This window comes from Citrobacter sp. Cpo065 (assembly GCF_030332805.1).
GTDB classification, from domain to species: Bacteria; Pseudomonadota; Gammaproteobacteria; order Enterobacterales; family Enterobacteriaceae; genus Citrobacter; species Citrobacter portucalensis.
Map to the genome: position 1 here is coordinate 442,504 of NZ_JAOWHC010000029.1, position 17,691 is coordinate 460,194.

Below are 17,691 nucleotides of genomic sequence, written 5' to 3' on the forward strand. Positions count from 1 at the left end.
TCACGCTTGCCGGGAATGTTCAAGTTCTGCCACCGCCTCTTCTGAGAGCGGAACATAGCCGAGAGGTTTTAATGTCAGCCAGATGCGGGCGCTGTCTTCCAGTTCCTCGGCGTTAAACACCGCCTCACGCAGCGAGCGACCGCTTACTACCGGCCCGTGATTGGCCAGCAACGCAGCCGTATGATCTGCCGCGATTTCACTCAATGCGCTGGCAATGCCTTCATGGCCGGGCTTGAAATAAGGCAGCAGCGGTAGCTGTCCGACGCGCATCACATAGTATGGCGTTAGTGGCGGTAGACAGTTTTCTGGCGTAGAGCAAGGCAGACAGGAGAGCGCGGTCAGCCATGGAGAATGCAGGTGCACAACCGCGCCGCAGGATGGCCGATGCCGATACCACGCCAAATGCATGGGCACCTCTTTTGACGGTTTGTCGCCGCTAAGATGCACGCCGTTGGCATCCAGCCTACTTAGCGTGGCAGGATCAAGCTCACCCAGGCAGGAGTTGGTCGGGGTCACCAGATAGCCGCCATCCGGCAATTTGACGCTGAGGTTGCCGGAGCCGCCGCTGCTGTAACCACGCATAAACAAGGAACGGCCATAGTGGACGAGTAGTTCGCGTAGTTGGTGTTCACTCACCGGATTCATAATGCGTACTCCTGGGCTGTAAAAAAGAAATCTTCGTCACCAAAGTTGCCTGACTTCAGCGCCAGCGCCAGACCGGAGGAAAATACCCACGGCACGCCAGGCGCAATGGCTTTGCCAACGGACAGACGCTTCACCTGCAGTGCCTCTACCACGGTGCCGGATGTTTCTCCGCCTGCGACGATAAAGGTGTTTACACCTGCAACTTGTAGCTTTGCGCTCAGTCGGGAAAAAGCGTGTTCGATCGCCTGGCTGGCAGTCTGTTCGCCGTACTCTTGTTGAATGCGTTGGAGTACGTCTGGCGGCTGGGTGGCGTATATCATCGGCGCGAATGGGTCGTTGATATGCGTCATCGCCCAGGCACACAGTTCATCAGTGTAGCGTTCTGTATCAGACAGGCAGCGGGCCACGTCGAGTACACGAGAGGCTGCTGCGGCCTTATAGCGATTGACCTGACGATTACTCATTGCAGAACAGCTACCGGAGAACACCACCGTTTTAGCGGGTAGTGGAAAAGCGTCCGGCGGCATGGTTTGCTGAGTTCCGGTGCAGGCGGCCAGTGCGCCACCGAGCCCGGAGCCCCCGGCTAACAGAGGGCTGGCATGGAGTGCCTGCGCCAGCGTGGTGAGATCTGCTTCATCCAGCGTATCGACGATAACGTGACGCATACCTTCAGCCTGAAGTTGGGCCAGAGCGTCAGTGACCGCTTCCACACCTTGACGCAGCGTCGTGAGGTTGATGCAACCAACCTTGCCTGGCGTTTGCGCGCTCAGCAGGCGTGGCAGGCTGGCATCGGTCATAGGATTAAGCGGATGCTTTTCCATCCCGGATTCGTTAAGCAGTACGCCGTTTACAAAAAGATGGCCATGCACCACCGTGCGCCCGTTTTGCGGCAGGGCGGGGCAGTGGACGATCACGGGTGTACGCAGGTCGTTCATCAACGCATCGCTGACCGGTCCAATATTGCCTGTTGGCGTGGAGTCGAACGTCGAACAATATTTAAAATAGATCTGGCGGACACCTGCCTTTTGTTTCAGCCAGCGGGCACAGGACAGAGATTGTGCGATGGCCTGTTCTGCGGGTAATGAGCGGCTTTTCAGCGAGATGACGATAGCGTCAACCTCTTCATTCCAGCATTGAGTGGTATCAGGCATTCCGGGCAGGAGTGCAACGCGCCACCCCTGCTGCGCCATAAAGCTTGCAATGTCCGTTGCGCCGGTGAAATCGTCGGCGATAACGCCTGTGGTGACGGCCATGGATCAACTCCGTTCAGATTGTTTGCTAATTGAACATATTATTCAGGAGGGCCTTTCACATTCACATGATAATTATCACAAATAAGCACATCATTGATTCACAGTAAAAATGAGTAATCTATTGAAAATAATGGATAAAGATGTTTGGTGTTGCGAAAAGAGTCTCACAAGAGAGTGTGAAGATTCGTTAATCTTTGAGAAAGCGAAGTCAGTAGTATGCAGCGGAGTATTATCGAGGTCGCTTTAACTCTCTTGCCAATTGATCATAATCATCTGCATAAATGAGATTATTTTTTGCGGTGAGCATCATTCTTTCTCTTGATTAAATTCTGCATATTACCGGCTTTAATTTCATTAATGCCGGAGGATACCGTGTCGTTGAAAATCCAGGATGATTATCTACAACGTTTTTTCTCGATAGCAAAAGTATTCTCCAGTGCGACTGGATTAGCCACGGTTGTGGTTGATGTTAACGGAAAAACTCTCTCGGATTGCCATAACTTTAATTCGTTCTGCACATTAATGCGGGCGGATGAACGATATTGTACGAGTTGCCAAAAGTGTGAAAAATATTGTGCTTTTGAAGGATTAAAACACCTTAAACCCAGAATACTCAGCTGCCACGCAGGGCTAAGTCTGTTTTCTATGCCATTAATTCGCGAGGGGCATCTGTACGGTTTTATGCTCTGTGGGCAGGTGCGGGCAAAATATCAGGAATATAAAACCATCGTTATTGATAATAAATACTCATGGATGGATGAACTAAAAATAAAAGCTGAATGGAGTCAGGTGGCGGTAGTCGATAATAATATGCTGGTGGCATCAGCTAATTTATTAAATTTTATTGTTGATAATTTTGAGACAGAACAGCAACAACCTGATGAGTTTGTTATCCCGTCGACCAGTTACATGCGTCATTATTTTACAGAGCCTTCCCGACACGAGAAAAAGCTTCTGGCAGCGTTGCGTTATATTGATGAGAATTTATATAGTGAATTATCCCTGGAATCCGTAGCAGCTCACGTTTGCTTAAGCGCAAACTATTTCAGCCGTTTTTTTAAGAAACGGCAGGGCGTTAACTTTAAAACCTGGGTGAATCAGAAAAAAATGCAAAAAGCGGGGGAGTTATTGCACGATCCCGTTCATTCAATAGACAGCATTGCCCGGAAACTCCAATACGCACAAACCAGTTACTTTTGCCGTGTTTTCCGGGCGGCGCATCAAACGTCGCCCCAGTCTTTTCGTCATGCCAGACTGTCACAGTAAAGGTTTTCCGGCAGCGTGATGGCTTCAGGGATAAAAGAGAGCCGATCGCTCAGGGTTACCACATCACCAATCACTATCAGCGCAGGGGGGAGGATGTTAGCTTCCTGCGCCTTGCTCAGTAGTGAACCGAGCGTACAGGTCAGTCGGCGTTGGTTATCCCGGGTGGCGGACATAATTAGCGCTGCAGGCGTATCTGCTGATTTTCCACCCATCAATAATTCCTCACAGATAAACGCCAGATTGGCGATACCCATGACGATAACCAGCGTACCATTCAGTTTGGCCAGCTGACGCCAGTCCTGCTGTTGGTTGCCCTCCCGCGTATGACCGGTTACCACGTGAAATCCCGAGGCGAAATCGCGGTGTGTTACCGGAATCCCGGCATAGGTCAGGCCACCAATGGTTGAGCTAATACCCGGCACCACTTCAAACGGGATGCCCGTCTCGACGAGATCTTCAACTTCTTCAGCCCCACGTCCAAAAACATACGGATCGCCGCCTTTCAGACGCACAATATTATTGTGCGTTTGGGCATACTGGACAAGCAGTGCATTGATTTCATCCTGCGGTACACAATGGAAACCCGGGTTTTTGCCGACATTGATAAGCAGACAATCAGGTAATGCCCATTCCAAAATTTTAGGATTGACCAGCCGATCGTAAATAATGACATCAGCCTGTTTAATGCACATCATTGCTTTGAGGGTAAGTAATGAAATATCACCGGGACCTGCCCCAACGAGCCAGACCTTTCCGAAAGTTTTCACATTGTGTCCTTTATCACATCAATCAAAAAAAGGCAGAAACTACATCAAGGAATGATAAAAAGCAGTCGTTTGCCCGTAAGTTATAACGTGAAATTATCCAAAATTATCGCACTGATAATATTGATTAATCTCGCAAAGTTTTTTCTGCAATAAACAAGATAACTTGAAAAATTATTAAGAACTTATTGGCACCATTTGCTTAGGTTTAACCTTATTTAAATTGTGTTTATTGCTGCTCTTGAGTATTATTGGTTAATATTTATCCGCCATCAGTGTGAGTAAATCATGGATTGGATCAATGACATTAATGGATGAAATAAAATATAACTCTCGGTGCTTATCTGGGTAGCTTGAATTATTTTTTATAAATTAAACTATTTTTGTACGCTGCATATGGAAGAGGTTATGAGAGGAAAAATACCCAAGACGGAGTTGCTGGTAACTTTTGAAGTTGTTGCGCGTCACGAAAGTTATACCCGGGCAGCTGAAGAGCTGGCTTTGACACAAAGTGCTGTTTTCCGCCAGGTAAATGCACTGGAGGATTTTCTCAATACCGCGCTATTTAATCATGCCAAAAAACGCATTTTCTTAAATGCGGCCGGCAAACACTATTTAAGTATCGTTAAAGAAACGTTAAATAAACTTGAACGAGATACGACGACGATAATGACCTGGCAGCCGACGGTACAGGTTATTGAGCTGGCGGTGAATCCGACGTTCAGCACGCACTGGCTGATCCCAAACCTGCGTGAATTTAACAAACTTAATCCTGATATTATCGTGAACATTCATTCCCTGGCGAATATTGGTGATTTTCTCAATCGAGAGTATGACGCGGCAATCATGCGCGAAGACTTTTATTCGCCATGGTCAGGGGTTGAGTACCTGTTTGAAGAGGAAATTCTGCCGGTTTGCAGTCGCTGTTTGCTGGCCGAACCGGAACGAAAACTGGCGGTGAACGAATTACTAAACGAATTTCCGCTCTTACACCAAAGCACGCGCATCAAAGGGTGGCAGGAGTGGTTTGCGCTGTCAGATGTCAGCAGTCCGCTAGTGAATAAAGGTCCGAGATTTGATTTGTTATCGATGCTGATCGCGGCGGTCCGTTCTAATCTGGGCGTTGCGCTGCTCCCACGTTTTGCCATTCAGCACGATCTGGACAGCGGTGATATGGTCATTCCTTGCGATGTTCCAATGCGTACCGGGAATCGATTTATTATGACGTGGCGTGAAGAGAAATCGGAATCCGAGCATTTACAGATTTTCCGTAACTGGTTGCTCAGTAAGTCCGTGGTATCGGCTGCCTGAGGATGGCTTGCGCCTTATCAGGCCTACAACGATGGGTAGGCCGGATAAGACGCGTTAGCATCGTTATCCGGCAAAAAAACGGCTACCAGTCGATCCCAATCTGTGCCTGAATACCGCGGTCAAACGCGTGTTTGACCGGGCGAATTTCACTGACCGTATCGGCCAGTTCCAGCAACAGTGTGTGGCATCCGCGTCCTGTTACGATAACGCTCTGACCGGCAGGGCGATTTTCGATGGCGCTGATAACCTCCTGGGTATCCAGATAGTGGTAAGCAAGCATGTAGGTGAGTTCATCCAGCACCACTAGATCGTAATGCGCATCAGCCAGCATGCGCTTACTTTCCTGCCAGACAACCGTTGCCGCCTCGATATCCGCTTGCCGGTTTTGGGTTTCCCAGGTAAACCCGGTGCCCATAATATGGAATTCAACGCCGAGTGGTTGCAGGGTGTTGTACTCGCCATTATCCCACTGACCTTTAATAAACTGCGCGATGCCAACGGTTTTTCCGTGACCCACTGCGCGCGTTGCTGTGCCAAAGGCTGCGGTGGATTTTCCTTTTCCGTTGCCGGTGAAGACAATCAGGATCCCTTTCTTCTCCGTTGCCGCCGCTACGCGGGTATCAACCTGCTCTTTCAGCTTCTGCTGACGCTGACGGTGTCTGTCGTTATTGGCGCGCGCTTCCATGGAAACTCCTTAATGCCCTGCCGGACAAGTTGCGCAGCGATGCTGCTGCTCGAACTGGCTAAAGAAGTTATTGCCTTTGTCATCCACTAATACGAAGGCCGGCATATTTTTAACTTCCATCATCCATACGGCTTCCATTCCCAGTTCGGGATATTCAAGGCACTGCAGGCTTTTCACGTACTGCTGCGCCAGCAGGGCTGCTGCACCGCCAATGCTGCCGAGGCTAAATCCACCGTGTTTGTGACAGGCATCAGTGACCTGCTGGCTGCGGTTACCCTTGGTGAGCATAATGAGGCTGCCGCCTTGTGCCTGGAAAGCATCGACATACCCATCCATGCGTCCGCCGGTGGTGGGCCCCATTGAGCCACAAGCCTGATTTTCCGGGGTTTTGGCGGGACCCGCGTAGTAAACGATATGCTTTTTCATGTATTCCGGCATCGGTTCGCCGTTATCCAGTCGCGCTTTGATATTCGCGTGGGCGATATCGCGAGCGACAACAATCGGGCCGCTTAACGACAGGCGTGTACCAATGGGCAGAGCGGAAAGGTCATGCAGGATGTCACGCAGCGGACGGTTCAGATCCAGTTGTACGGTCTGAGCACCGTTTTCTACTCGCTGTGAATCAGGAATGAATTTGCCCGGATTATGCTCGAGTTTCTCCAGCCAGATACCGTGTTTATTAATTTTGGCCTTAATGTTACGGTCGGCAGAGCAGGAGAGGGCCATTGCGATTGGGCAGGAGCCGCCGTGGCGCGGTAAGCGAATTACGCGGATATCGTGGGCAAAGTATTTGCCGCCAAACTGCGCCCCGATGCCAAACTCGCGGCTGGCATTGAGCAACTCGGCTTCCAGCGCCGTATCACGGAACGCCTGGCCCAGCTCGTTCCCGCTGGTGGGTAGATTATCGTAATATTTTGTTGAAGCCAGTTTGGCGACTTTCAGCGCCTGGTCGGCGGATAAGCCCCCAACCACAAAAGCGATGTGATACGGCGGACAAGCGGCTGTACCCAGTGATTTCATTTTTTCGATCAGGAACGCAGTGAGTTTTTCCGGCTGTAGAATGGATTTGGTTTCCTGGAACAGCGCCGCTTTGTTAGCTGAGCCGCCACCTTTATTGACGAACAGGAAACGGTATTCGTTACCTGGGGTGGCGCTGATGTCGATTTGTGCGGGCAGGTTGGTCTGGGTATTGACCTCGGTATACATATCCAGCGGGGCATTTTGCGAGTAACGCAGGTTGTTTTCGGTAAAGGTGGAATACACGCCTTTGCTTAATGCTTCTGCGTCATCGCCGCCGGTCCAGACATGTTGTCCTTTGCTGGCCACAATGGTTGCCGTCCCGGTATCCTGGCAGTTGGGCAGTACGCCTTTAGCTGAAACCTCTGCATTGCGCAGCAGCTGCAATGCGACGTACTTATCGTTACTGCTGGCCTGTGGGTCGTGCAAAATGCTGGCAATCTGTTTTAAATGTCCGGCGCGCAGGAAAAATGAAGCCTCATAAAACGCCTGCTGTGCTAACAAGGTTAACGCTTCCGGTGCAACCTTGATCACTTCCTCTCCGTCTAACTCCGTTACCGTAACGTGCTGGTTACTAAGTAATTCATACTCGGTACTATCCTTACTCTGAACAAAGAGTTCCTGCCAGACAAATGGTTTAGACATGTTTACTTCTCACCTCTTCGTGTTGTTTACCGAATGGCGCTTCGCTTATCCGGCCTACGATTAACGCATTGATGTAGGTCGGATAAGCGAAGCGCCATCCGGCGTAAAGTTATTTGGCTAAAAAGACATTGGCTTTTGTCGCTTCGGCGACATATTCGATAGTTTTCTGGGCACGAACGCTGTTTCCGGCTTCATCAAGCGGTGGAGAATAGACCGCAATCGCATATTCGCCTGGGACAACGGCAACCATGCCGCCGCCGACGCCGCTTTTCGCCGGGATGCCAACGGTGTACAGCCATTTACCGCTACCGTCGTAAAGCCCGGCAATTGCCATTTCAGCCAGCACCTGCGGAACATATTTCTCATTCAGCAACTGTTTACCGTTGAACGGAGATTTGCCTTTGTTCGCGAGTACGGCACCCATTTTGGCCAGTTGCTCAACGGTGATATCCACCGAACACTGGCGGGTATAAATTTCAACGGCTTCGTCAGTGTTGCCATAGAAGCTGTTATAGGATTCCATCAGTTTGGCCAGCGCCTGATTGTGCTGGTTGGTTTCCATTTCAGATTTGAAAACCGGTTCGTTCACGGTGAGAGTGGCATCGGCCCAGACGTTCAGGTTGTCGAGGATTTTGTTCCAACGATCGGTTTTGTCTTTGGCTTCGATCAGGCTAACGGTGCTCATGGCCCCGGCGTTTACCAGAGGGTTTTCAGGCGCGCCTTTGGTCAGTTCAACGGCTAAACCTGAGTTGAATGGCATTCCGGTGGCATTGGCGCCAAGTTTATCCAGCACTACCTGAGGACCGTGCTGCTCCATGGCGAGCGCCATGGTGAACACTTTACTCAGGGATTCCATTGGGAAAGGTTTGTTAACATCGCCAACCTGGTAGATCTTGCCGTCCACCGTCGCAATGGTGATGGCAAAATTTTTCGGGCTATAGGTCGCCAGAGCAGGGATGTAGTCGGCGACTTTTCCATCGTTGTTACTTTTGTACTTCTGATGAGCCTGTTCTATCAGCTTGGCGTAGTCGGGCGTGGTTTGCGCGAATGTGGTTGCGCTAAACAAGACGCTGAAAGAAAAGAGACTCACGCCGAGAATTGTTTTATTCATTATGCATTCCTGTTGGTGTTGTTGGGAAAACTATCCTGTAGGCCGGATAGGGCGTTCACGACGCCATCCGGCCTACGATTAGTTGTTGTTCTATTGTCAGGACAAAGCGATTTCCGTTTCGGTAACCGGACGTTCCTGCTCCGGGGACTTCACTGGTGCAGAGCCACGGCAACCCTGGCCGAAGTGTTCACCTTCCCAACGGCTGACAATGGCTGCTCCCATTGCGTTACTCATAACGTTCGTGGCGGAACGACCCATATCGAGGAACGGATCGACACCCATCAGCAGAATCAGACCTGCTTCTGGAATGTTGAACTGGTTCAGGGTTGCAGCGATAACCACCATTGATGCGCGCGGTACGCCTGCCATTCCTTTCGAGGTGAGCATCAGGATCAACAGCATGGTGATTTGCTCGCCCATGCTCAGTTCGATGTTGCACGCCTGGGCAATAAAGACGGTGGCAAATGAGCAATAAGCCATGGAACCGACCAGGTTAAAGGAATAACCGATAGGCAGAACGAAGCTGGCAATTTTTGACGAAACACCGAATTTTTCCAGCTTGTCCAGCGTACCCGGGAAGGCGGCTTCAGAGCTTGAAGTGGTAAAGGCCAGCAGAGCGGGTTCGAGGATTGATTTCGTTAAACGCGCGATGCAAGGCCCGACGATCATCGTAGACAGGCCAATCAGGATCGCCCACAGCATACCCAGCGTCAGGTAGAACTCACCCATGAAGATCCCGGCGCTAACCATCACACCCAGACCACGTTCGGCAATCAGGCCTGAAATAGCGGCAAAAACGGTCAGTGGTGCAAACAACATGACGTAACCCGTCAGCTTCAGCATGACGTGCACCAGTGAATCCAGCACTTTCACGATAGGATCGGCTTTTTCACCAATCGCAGCGAGGCTGCAACCAAGGAAGATTGAGAACACGACGATCTGCAGAATTTCGTTACGCGCCATCGCATCGACAATACTGGTCGGTACCGCGTGTGAGATGAATACTTTCAGCGTGAATGGCTCTGACTTAACGGCGGCAACGGCTCCGACGTCATGTGGCACAAAGTTGATACCTGCGCCTGGCTGGAAGATATTAACGATAACCAGACCCAGTGCAATTGACACCAGAGAGGCGCAAATAAACAGGAAGAAGGTTTTCGAAAATATACGTCCCAGCGTTTTGGCATCGCCCATTTTGGCAATACCTACAACCAGAGTTGAAATAACCAATGGAGCGATAATCATTTTCACCATACGTAAGAATATGGTGGTGAAAATGGAAATGTCTGCTGCATAAGATTTTGCTGTTTCAGCCGCGGCCATATTATTTATGGACACCCCGGCAATCATGCCGAGTATCAGGCCTAATATGATCATCTTCGTTAAACTAATTTTCTTCATGTGTACTCCATCGGATAAAGGCTGGTAATTGGAATTGTGTAGGGTGGCGTGCGCCTGAACCTGGACAGCAGCTCAGACGCACGCCTGTTGTGACCAACCGCATGAATAATTCGAAGCACTGTGATACAGCTGAATTCTGTGCTCCAATGGTTGTTATTGTGTTTTTTTGTTACAAGTCGAACTCAATACTTAATAATGGAGCGTGTTGCTGCGCACCATAAACATCATTGTCACCGACGTTGCCGGAAATAATATCTCGAGGCATGACGATTTTTACGGCATTCGCTGGATCGAACCAGACGATATTGTGAATAAATTCAGGCTCAACATTATATAAACCGGCAATAAGCTGCGGTGTTAATTGCTCGCAGGCTTTTACCCGCTGATAGTCTTCCCTTGTTTTAAATAAAATATCTAAAACCAGTTCGTACGGTCCGGCGTTTTTGGAACGAATTACTTGTGCCAGTGAACAAATTGAGTGTTTCATGCCTGAACTCCTTCTGGCGTCACCTGTTCAATGTGGAAATCAAAACGCAGCGCATCGCTCGCTTCAATCAGGTGATAGATCGAGAACTCATACACCGGTCCACTCTGAATATCAGATGGCGAGAACGGGAAGGCGAGGTTGCCCGCAGTCGCAATACGATTTTCATAGCCGTAGTGCAGCAGGGTAGAGCGCACCAGCGAGCAAACACTGTTAGCGATATCCTGTGTTGGCGCAACGACATCCAGTAAAATTCCCAGTTCATGGCCCGCAGTTTTCATCGGCTCATGGTTGCCCATCACACCGTTCTTACCGTACAGGTGGAACGTCATGCGGATACTGTCGTCATTCAGTGAGAGGTTACGAGCAACGCTTGCCTTTACCTCTTCAAGAATCGTGTCAATCCCGGCAATCATAATCGGGTCACGTGTTCCGGCGATGGTCAGGCAACGGAAGCCAACCTGGCGTGCACCTTCCAGTTTCAACGCATACGGTGTTTCTTCATGGCGTGAACCGCTGACATACACTTCGCCCTCGTTAACCTGGGTGAAAGTGCATGCCTTCAGGTTCAGCACACCGCCTGGCCCTGGCAGGAAGTACGGATCTGACTTCTCGTACAGGGTGTGCGCTGCTGCGGAAGTCTCGGTGAACTTACGCTTGGGATTGAACGCCTTCAGCGTAAAGCCGTTATCGTCAATGATTCCCATCGCACAATCTGAGCCGGAGCCAGGGGTGGCGGCAATGGCTGCACACTCAAGGATCTTACCGCAATGAAGCGCCAGACCTTCATCAAAGCCCTGCATAATCGGCAGAGCGGCGAAGCAGGCCGGATCGTAGGCTCGTCCGCCCAGGACCACCTGCGCACCGGCTTTCAGCGCACGCTGGAAAGGCTCGACGCCCATCTGCGCGACAATGTAGGTGCTCTCTTCAATGGCCTCGTGAGTCAGTTCAGGCACAAAATCGAGCGCGGTGATTTTGCCGTTATCCAGCGCCTGATGAACGATTTCTTTGTCGACATCAGACGGAATCAGCGCCATTGAGAAAGACAGTTTTTCTTCCTGCGCGATCTCATGGATTATCTGGCGACACCACTCCAGATGCGGAGCTGCACCAGAACCACCGGCTGTGCCGATCACGACAGGGATGTTGTTCTTAACGCCTGCCACAATCATATAGCGCAGATCGCGTTTCACACCGGCCCTGTCAGTAAAGGGTTTACCTGCCCCCAGGTAGTGAGGGCCAGGATCGGAGGAACCTGCGTCAACAGCAATAAGATCCGGTGACTCTTCCATGGCTTTACGAAAACTTTCTTCCGGGAAGCCATAACCCAGGATAGCCGTAGGCGATAAGATCTTAAATGTGCGTGCCATCTCTTAATCCTTAGTTTGCAACAGCGCGATGGTGCGGTTCATTTCGTTAAACACGATGTTGAGACCTTCATCGAAACCCATACCCGGTTTGATCAGCATGCGCATTGGACGCGCGGCCAGCGCGACGTGTACGCAGGTACGAGCACTGATTTCCGTTTCGTTACAGGTACCGCCCTGATAGGCTTCCATTCCGTGTTTGTTGCAATACAGCACTGCATCAACGATGTTGTGAATGCCGCCCAGGTCCGGGGTTTTAATCTGCACCATGTGGCAGCTGCCCGCGTCGGTGAAGTCCACGATGTCCTGATAGGTGTTACACCATTCATCCGCAACGATTTTCACGCCGGAACCCAGACGAGTCAGCTCCTGAGTGATCTCGGTTAACATGCGGATCTGATCCGGCTTGTTACCGGCATCAACCGGGCCTTCAATGTACAGCGGCAGGCCTTGCGCTTCGGCTTCCAGGCTGGCGATGTATTCGGCGCAACGCACTGGATCCATATCGAAGATCAGACCGATGGTGCCGTAGACATCAATGTGCAGCGTCGGGTGATAGCTTTCGTTGGTGCGCAGGCTCAGGATGCGATTAGACAACCAGCGGACGTACTCACGCAGTTTTTCACCTTTAAAGCCCAGCTTCTCTTCAACGTTATTGATCAGCGCATGCGGCAGGACATCCACACCTTTGAGGATCATCTTGTCGACGGCGATATAACGGTCGTCGCCGCTCTGACCAAATAACGGAATGGCTTCCGGGACACATGGCAGTTGCCATTCATCACAAACCACTTCGGCTTTCAGACGACCGGTAGCCAGTGCCGCCGCGTCGAGCAGCGCCTGAGACAGACCATAACGTACGGCGGTATGCAGCAGATGGCCGTCAATACGCAGTTCGTCAAAGAAACGGGCGTTGGTCAGGAACGAATCAACGTCACGACCTTCCAGTAACGGCTTGATGTGGTCGTTGAGGAACGGAATGAAGTTTTCAGCCAGGAACAGTGGGTCACGACCGCCTGCACCTGAATATTGCACCGCTGCGCAATCGCCCACAGCCACCGCGCCGTTTTCCAGAATCAGCTGTACGGAAACACATTCACCCGCCTGACGAACAGACGTAAATCCAGGCGTTACCGGATCGCCGGTATAGATAAACCCGTCATGACCGGCGCCGTTTTTGATGGCCTGCTGATCGTCAAAATAAAATGAGGAGTAGCCAGCTGTGAAAAGGGCCTGTTTAATTTTCATTATGGTCTTCCTATTAATTTACTGTGGGATACGGCGTTGATGTCATCAATGACCATCTGGAAAGAAGGCTTGCGACCTTCGAAATGTGCGCGCTCTGCAACGTAGTCGTGGTGCAGGGCGAGAATATCTTTCGGCAGCGGCACGGCACCGGCTTCAAGAATACGGATTGCGCCTGTGTTATCGCGAACAGGCAGGATCTTACCGGCGTTACAGGCGGCAGGAGCGAAAGGCACATCCAGCACGCCAGCTTCAAAGGCCAGCACCGTACCGCGCGCAATGTCGCCATTGCCCAGTTCGAAGACTTTCTTCAATACCGCGCGGACTTCGCTCTTAATCAGGTCAACTTCCTGCTCCACGGCAGCGCACTGCGGGAATTTCTGATCGCTGACCATGTTGAGCATCTGGCGTGACGCTTTCAGACCCTGGGCGTTAGCTGCCGCGGTTGGGATACCGAATGCTTCGTGCGGACTTTTGGTAATGACTTTTGTGGCACCAGACATACCGGCAACCGCTGCGCCCCAGGCGATAACGGAGAAGGCTTTTGCTTCATCTTCCGGGAATCCGCCCATCCACTGGTGGAAAACGGTGCTCAGCTCGTAATCGTCGAAGCCATGGTTATGGAAGTATTCGTGGGACAGTTCACGCAGTGCCTGAATAGCAGCGATATCCTGTGTCAGGCTACCGACCTGGCCGTAACCGACGGTAATAGACTTCACGCCCTGCTCCAGCGCCAGCAGACCTTCGATAATCGCGACTGAGTGGGACATGAACGGCGGGATCAGCGTGCCGGTCAGCGGACCAAACGGCTCACGGTTGATGCGAATGCCGTTCTCTTCGTACAGACCCATCAGACGGTCGCAGTACTGCCAGTCACGGATAGATTTTTCCAGGGTTACGCGTTTGGCGTAAGGGATGTTGTAGGAGATACCGCCGCCTTCGTAGCTGGTAAAGCCACTGGCCATGGCGATTTCTGCCAGCAGACGCGCATCCGGTGTACCGTGGCGAACCTGGATCGGTTTATCCAGCGATTCAGTCATACGACGGCAGGCAGCAACCCCGTGATTGACGACCGGTAAACCATTCAGCTTGGAAGTACCTGCTTCGATGGATTTTTGGATCCCGACAGCGGCTTCTTCATAGCGGTTCAGACGGGTATAGGCATCGATAGTACTTGGCAGGAGGTCGCACTCTTCCTGCAATGTTTTGAGAAGCGCAATATGCTCATCCATTAATGCCACACCTGCGCGCGGCTGGCTCAGAGTTTTACCTTCCTGATCGGCCTTCAGCAGGGCGAGGGAGAAACGCTTTTTCTCTGGAATTGATTGCTGGTACTTCACGCCATCTTCGAAGTTCTCAACGTCTTTGCCGGTTTCCCAGGTTTGTAACACCTGATGCCTTTCGGTCATGAATTCGTCGTGGGTCAATTTTTTATTTCGAAGTTCCATTCGTAGCTGCCTTAAGTTTTATAGGGTTAAACACTGAATGCTGGTGCGAGCAGCGGCTTGCGGGTACAGCCTGGCGACGTTTGCCAGTAGAGGGAGCAGGCCATTTGAATCGCGGTAATACTCAAACTGATTCGGTAACAGAATTCTTTTACCCTGGTCGTCCAGCTCCCTGTATTTGAGCCAGTTATGGATATCGAACTGGCTGGTGCGAGAGAGCCATCCCCCTGAACCGACGACTTTGCGTACGGTGGTGAGATCGCGACCCATCTGTAAATCCACATTACCCACGCAGGTGCAAACCTGCTTTTTAGTGCCCGCGTGGCGCTCAGCGGCATAGCCCACGCATAAACCTGCCAGCAGGGTGTCGAAATATTTCTCTTCCTCGCTGAGTGGCAGGTAATCCGGTTGCCCAACCAGGTGGCGTAGATAGCGGTAAAACGCTTCCTCGCGCTGTGGCTGCTGGGCGAAGATGACTTTCACCATATCCTGCGTGCTTTCTCCCACCACAACGGCGGAAACGCGCATTCCAAGGTCGCCTTCAACGGTACGTTTGACGAACGGTTCAGGAACACCATGCAGGACGGTATCGGGGGAGAGGGTATTCGCGCTGGCCGAATAGACATCCGTGGTGGCTCCGCCCATATCAATCAGCATGAATTCCTTCCATGCGCTGTCGTAATCGCTAATGGCTTTGACTAACTCATATACCGTCCATGGCGTCGGCATAGGCTCTTCGCCTGTTTCGCCGACGATAACGTCCAGACCTTTGCCTTTGACGATGCGTGACAAGAACACATCGCAAATCGCCTGACGCGCGGCAAATGGATTCGGGTGATCGAGGTCCGGCAGAATGTTGTCTACCGTGGTCAGATCCTTATGTCCCAGAATCGTTTGTATTTCGTCCTGAATGTCCCGGTTTCCGGCGTAGATAATGGCGCAATCAAGCTTTGAGCCTGCCAGCGAGTGTGCATTCGCCAGGCCGTAACTTTCTTCGCCACCGTCTGTCCCGCCGGTAAACAACAGAATGTCTGGCGGTGATGATTCCAGCTCCTGGATGTCATGACGGTTCAGCTTGTACGAATAATATTGCGCGATTTTCGCTCCTGCCGAATGGGCGGTAACTTTTGCCGACTCCAGCGTAATGGAAGGCACCAGCCCCATTGCTGCAACGGCGAGCCCACCTTTCGCTGAGGAGGAGTATTTCAACTGCACTTCACCACTTTTCAGTAACGGGCGAGCATCGGCAACATTCAGCACCTGATTCAGGCTGGCAAAAAAACCGTCTGCCAGATGATGTGTGGTGGTTGGGGTCAGGACATGGTTTACCAGGGTTAATTCCTCGCCTTCATGTGCGAAGAGGGCTGCCTTGGTCCATGTCGAGCCGATATCGACAGAAACTGTTTGCATCAGATGGCCTCTTCCAGGCAACGCTGTTCGAGGCCATTGTGTTGGTGAATATCATTAGTGATAAGCGCGCAAACATCTTCCAGATCGTGGCTGGGGGCGAAAACCCGGTTAAAGCCCATCTCTTTAAACTTCACTTCCACGTCGGCGAAGTCATGTTTACCGACGACCAGGTTGCCGCCGACGTACAGCAGAATGTCGCCAAGGCCGCGTTCGATGCAGCGCTCACGTAGTCCGAGGCAGTCAATGTCGCCATGACCGTAGATAGAGGACACCACGATGGCATCGGCGCCTGTTTCAATCGCAGCATCAATATATTCATCCTGGCTCACCATCACCCCGAGGTTGATTACGTGAAAATCATGAGCAGTAAAAACGCGATCCAGAACTTTATTACCTACTGCATGGCAGTCAGCACCGATGACGCCAATAACAAGTGTAGATTTCTTCATGGGTAATCCTCTGTAGGGCTGATGGTCAATAAGTGAAATTATTTTCTAATATTTAGAACATGGATTGTGACAACCTCTTAATAGGGTTGGAGTTTCTGTGGAAGCGAAAAAGGAAGCAATTGATCTATTTTCAAAATATCCTGAGAAAAATGATTGTTATATTTTCCATCTATAAAATCCCTTCATAATCAATGTGATAGATTATCTTTTTTTAGCTTGGTTTAATTTATTAGAGAATTGGGTAATAAATGACTTGCCATGTTTGTGATCGAAATCTTATTTTGTTATGCGCGCCGTTTATGACGTGTTTTAAATAATTTCAAAAATCCCAATTACTAATTAACTTGTGAACGACATAACGGTTTTTTATTTTTTAATCTTATATGTCACAATTCATTTTTGTTAAATTTAGGATAAAAATGATAATGAAATGTTTGTGGCATATTTAATCTTTGCCACATAAGAGAAGAGGGGGTGTTAATGATAACTTTCAGTGATGATTTAAGCGAAACGTCAGCGTTCTCTCGCAGAACGACAAACGCAATGCATCGGTCATTGTGGAACGTTTTCGCTTCAAGTTGAGATAGTTACATCTCGGTGTTAATTATAAGTAAAATTTAAATGAACAATTTGTATGAAATAACAAATCCATGACTTGCTAAACAAAAAACTGTGAGCTACCCAGCATTAGTGATTCTTTATCTTCTATCAATTAAGTCATCCGGGCTGGTTAAAAGATCGTGTACATTTAAATAAATATCCTATCATTTGTAGTAACGGCAATTACTCATTGAAAAACATGTTGTTAACATCGCGTTTACTAGTAGCGTGAGTGCTAAACACTATTAACATTAAATTTGAAAATTGATTTAAATCAATGTTTAAAACTTGGAAAACAGCATCAAAAGAGGGTAAATTGCTTCAGATCAAATTGGTCTGAAAGTGGTAAATTAGCTATAAATTGATCACTATCGAAAAATGCAAATTTGTCTCGATAAAAACCTGTTTATTGTAAGGATTTTACGGCGTAATATAATTGCGGGATCAATTTGAGTGTTTTATTAACATGTTTGTAACCTTTCATCATTGTCCTTTCTTCAAATGAGAGGAAAGGGTAGCGGCGGAAGGAAGCAGATAAATTTGTATTGGGGCATGCGTGTGACCCTTTCTAACGGGGTTCACTCTCGGAGTCT

14 protein-coding genes and 1 pseudogene are annotated in these 17,691 nt (G+C 50.0%); 2 read left to right on the forward strand and 13 right to left on the reverse strand.

Going from position 1 to position 17,691, the window contains the following annotated elements; translation table 11 throughout:
* Nucleotides 1–645: a 3-oxo-tetronate 4-phosphate decarboxylase gene (otnC, locus tag OGY68_RS08090; protein WP_008784146.1), complete on the reverse strand. Its 645-nt coding sequence runs from the start codon at nt 643–645 to the stop codon at nt 1–3.
* Nucleotides 642–1,898 (reverse strand): 3-oxo-tetronate kinase, encoded by a 1,257-nt coding sequence (otnK, locus tag OGY68_RS08095; protein WP_057067731.1) that lies wholly within the window; start codon nt 1,896–1,898, stop codon nt 642–644. The genes otnC and otnK overlap by 4 nt, the downstream gene beginning before the upstream one ends.
* A gap of 372 nt (nt 1,899–2,270) precedes the next feature.
* Between otnK and OGY68_RS08100 the strand changes: the two genes are divergently transcribed.
* Nucleotides 2,271–3,164, forward strand: a complete 894-nt coding sequence (locus tag OGY68_RS08100) for a PocR ligand-binding domain-containing protein (protein WP_057067732.1) — start codon at nt 2,271–2,273, stop codon at nt 3,162–3,164.
* Here OGY68_RS08100 and cobA read toward each other — a convergent pair.
* A complete protein-coding gene (gene cobA / locus OGY68_RS08105) occupies nt 3,143–3,931 on the reverse strand; it encodes a uroporphyrinogen-III C-methyltransferase (RefSeq protein ID WP_003831416.1) in 789 nt (262 codons plus the stop codon). The two genes, OGY68_RS08100 and cobA, sit on opposite strands and share 22 nt — an antisense overlap.
* Nucleotides 3,932–4,336: 405 nt before the next feature.
* On the opposite strand from cobA, the gene OGY68_RS08110 reads away from it, so the two are divergent.
* A complete protein-coding gene (locus OGY68_RS08110) occupies nt 4,337–5,239 on the forward strand; it encodes a LysR substrate-binding domain-containing protein (RefSeq protein ID WP_003022936.1) in 903 nt (300 codons plus the stop codon).
* 82 nt (nt 5,240–5,321) lie between these two features.
* Here OGY68_RS08110 and cobO read toward each other — a convergent pair whose 3' ends face one another.
* The 10 genes and pseudogenes from cobO to glmS all read right to left on the reverse strand — a co-directional run bounded on the left by cobO (nt 5,322) and on the right by glmS (nt 16,498).
* The gene (cobO, locus tag OGY68_RS08115; protein WP_003022939.1) at nt 5,322–5,924 is read right to left on the reverse strand and encodes a cob(I)yrinic acid a,c-diamide adenosyltransferase; all 603 of its coding nucleotides are present in this window, start codon (nt 5,922–5,924) and stop codon (nt 5,322–5,324) included.
* Nucleotides 5,925–5,933: 9 nt separating this feature from the next.
* Nucleotides 5,934–7,586 carry a class I fumarate hydratase gene (locus OGY68_RS08120; protein WP_057068971.1) on the reverse strand — a complete coding sequence of 551 codons (1,653 nt, stop codon included), beginning with the start codon at nt 7,584–7,586 and terminating at the stop codon, nt 5,934–5,936.
* A gap of 109 nt (nt 7,587–7,695) precedes the next feature.
* Nucleotides 7,696–8,697: a glutaminase A gene (gene glsA / locus OGY68_RS08125; RefSeq protein ID WP_032942734.1), complete on the reverse strand. Its 1,002-nt coding sequence runs from the start codon at nt 8,695–8,697 to the stop codon at nt 7,696–7,698.
* Between the two features lie 119 nt (nt 8,698–8,816).
* Nucleotides 8,817–10,098, reverse strand: a pseudogene (locus OGY68_RS08130) (dicarboxylate/amino acid:cation symporter); the annotation flags it as partial.
* 169 nt (nt 10,099–10,267) lie between these two features.
* Nucleotides 10,268–10,585, reverse strand: a complete 318-nt coding sequence (locus OGY68_RS08135) for a DUF4387 domain-containing protein (RefSeq protein WP_003831425.1) — start codon at nt 10,583–10,585, stop codon at nt 10,268–10,270.
* Nucleotides 10,582–11,952 (reverse strand): acyclic terpene utilization AtuA family protein, encoded by a 1,371-nt coding sequence (locus OGY68_RS08140; protein WP_057068967.1) that lies wholly within the window; start codon nt 11,950–11,952, stop codon nt 10,582–10,584. Before OGY68_RS08140 ends, OGY68_RS08135 begins: the two co-directional genes overlap by 4 nt.
* A 3-nt stretch (nt 11,953–11,955) precedes the next feature.
* Nucleotides 11,956–13,197 (reverse strand): methylaspartate ammonia-lyase, encoded by a 1,242-nt coding sequence (locus tag OGY68_RS08145; protein WP_008784155.1) that lies wholly within the window; start codon nt 13,195–13,197, stop codon nt 11,956–11,958.
* A complete protein-coding gene (locus tag OGY68_RS08150) occupies nt 13,197–14,642 on the reverse strand; it encodes a methylaspartate mutase subunit E (RefSeq protein ID WP_003831428.1) in 1,446 nt (481 codons plus the stop codon). The genes OGY68_RS08145 and OGY68_RS08150 overlap by 1 nt, the downstream gene beginning before the upstream one ends.
* 18 nt (nt 14,643–14,660) lie before the next feature.
* Nucleotides 14,661–16,049, reverse strand: coding sequence for a methylaspartate mutase accessory protein GlmL (gene glmL, locus OGY68_RS08155; RefSeq protein WP_057068965.1), 1,389 nt, complete (start codon nt 16,047–16,049; stop codon nt 14,661–14,663).
* A complete protein-coding gene (gene glmS, locus OGY68_RS08160; protein ID WP_003022963.1) occupies nt 16,049–16,498 on the reverse strand; it encodes a methylaspartate mutase subunit S in 450 nt (149 codons plus the stop codon). The genes glmL and glmS overlap by 1 nt, the downstream gene beginning before the upstream one ends.
* Between the last annotated feature and the right edge of the window lie 1,193 nt (nt 16,499–17,691).

Coding starts and splice junctions, on each gene's coding strand:
- otnC (WP_008784146.1), bottom strand. CDS start 645: ATGAATCCGGTGAGTGAACACCAACTACGCGAACTACTCGTCCACTAT.
- otnK (WP_057067731.1), bottom strand. CDS start 1,898: ATGGCCGTCACCACAGGCGTTATCGCCGACGATTTCACCGGCGCAACG.
- OGY68_RS08110 (WP_003022936.1), top strand. CDS start 4,337: ATGAGAGGAAAAATACCCAAGACGGAGTTGCTGGTAACTTTTGAAGTT.
- cobO (WP_003022939.1), bottom strand. CDS start 5,924: ATGGAAGCGCGCGCCAATAACGACAGACACCGTCAGCGTCAGCAGAAG.
- OGY68_RS08120 (WP_057068971.1), bottom strand. CDS start 7,586: ATGTCTAAACCATTTGTCTGGCAGGAACTCTTTGTTCAGAGTAAGGAT.
- glsA (WP_032942734.1), bottom strand. CDS start 8,697: ATGAATAAAACAATTCTCGGCGTGAGTCTCTTTTCTTTCAGCGTCTTG.
- OGY68_RS08135 (WP_003831425.1), bottom strand. CDS start 10,585: ATGAAACACTCAATTTGTTCACTGGCACAAGTAATTCGTTCCAAAAAC.
- OGY68_RS08140 (WP_057068967.1), bottom strand. CDS start 11,952: ATGGCACGCACATTTAAGATCTTATCGCCTACGGCTATCCTGGGTTAT.
- OGY68_RS08145 (WP_008784155.1), bottom strand. CDS start 13,197: ATGAAAATTAAACAGGCCCTTTTCACAGCTGGCTACTCCTCATTTTAT.
- OGY68_RS08150 (WP_003831428.1), bottom strand. CDS start 14,642: ATGGAACTTCGAAATAAAAAATTGACCCACGACGAATTCATGACCGAA.
- glmL (WP_057068965.1), bottom strand. CDS start 16,049: ATGCAAACAGTTTCTGTCGATATCGGCTCGACATGGACCAAGGCAGCC.
- glmS (WP_003022963.1), bottom strand. CDS start 16,498: ATGAAGAAATCTACACTTGTTATTGGCGTCATCGGTGCTGACTGCCAT.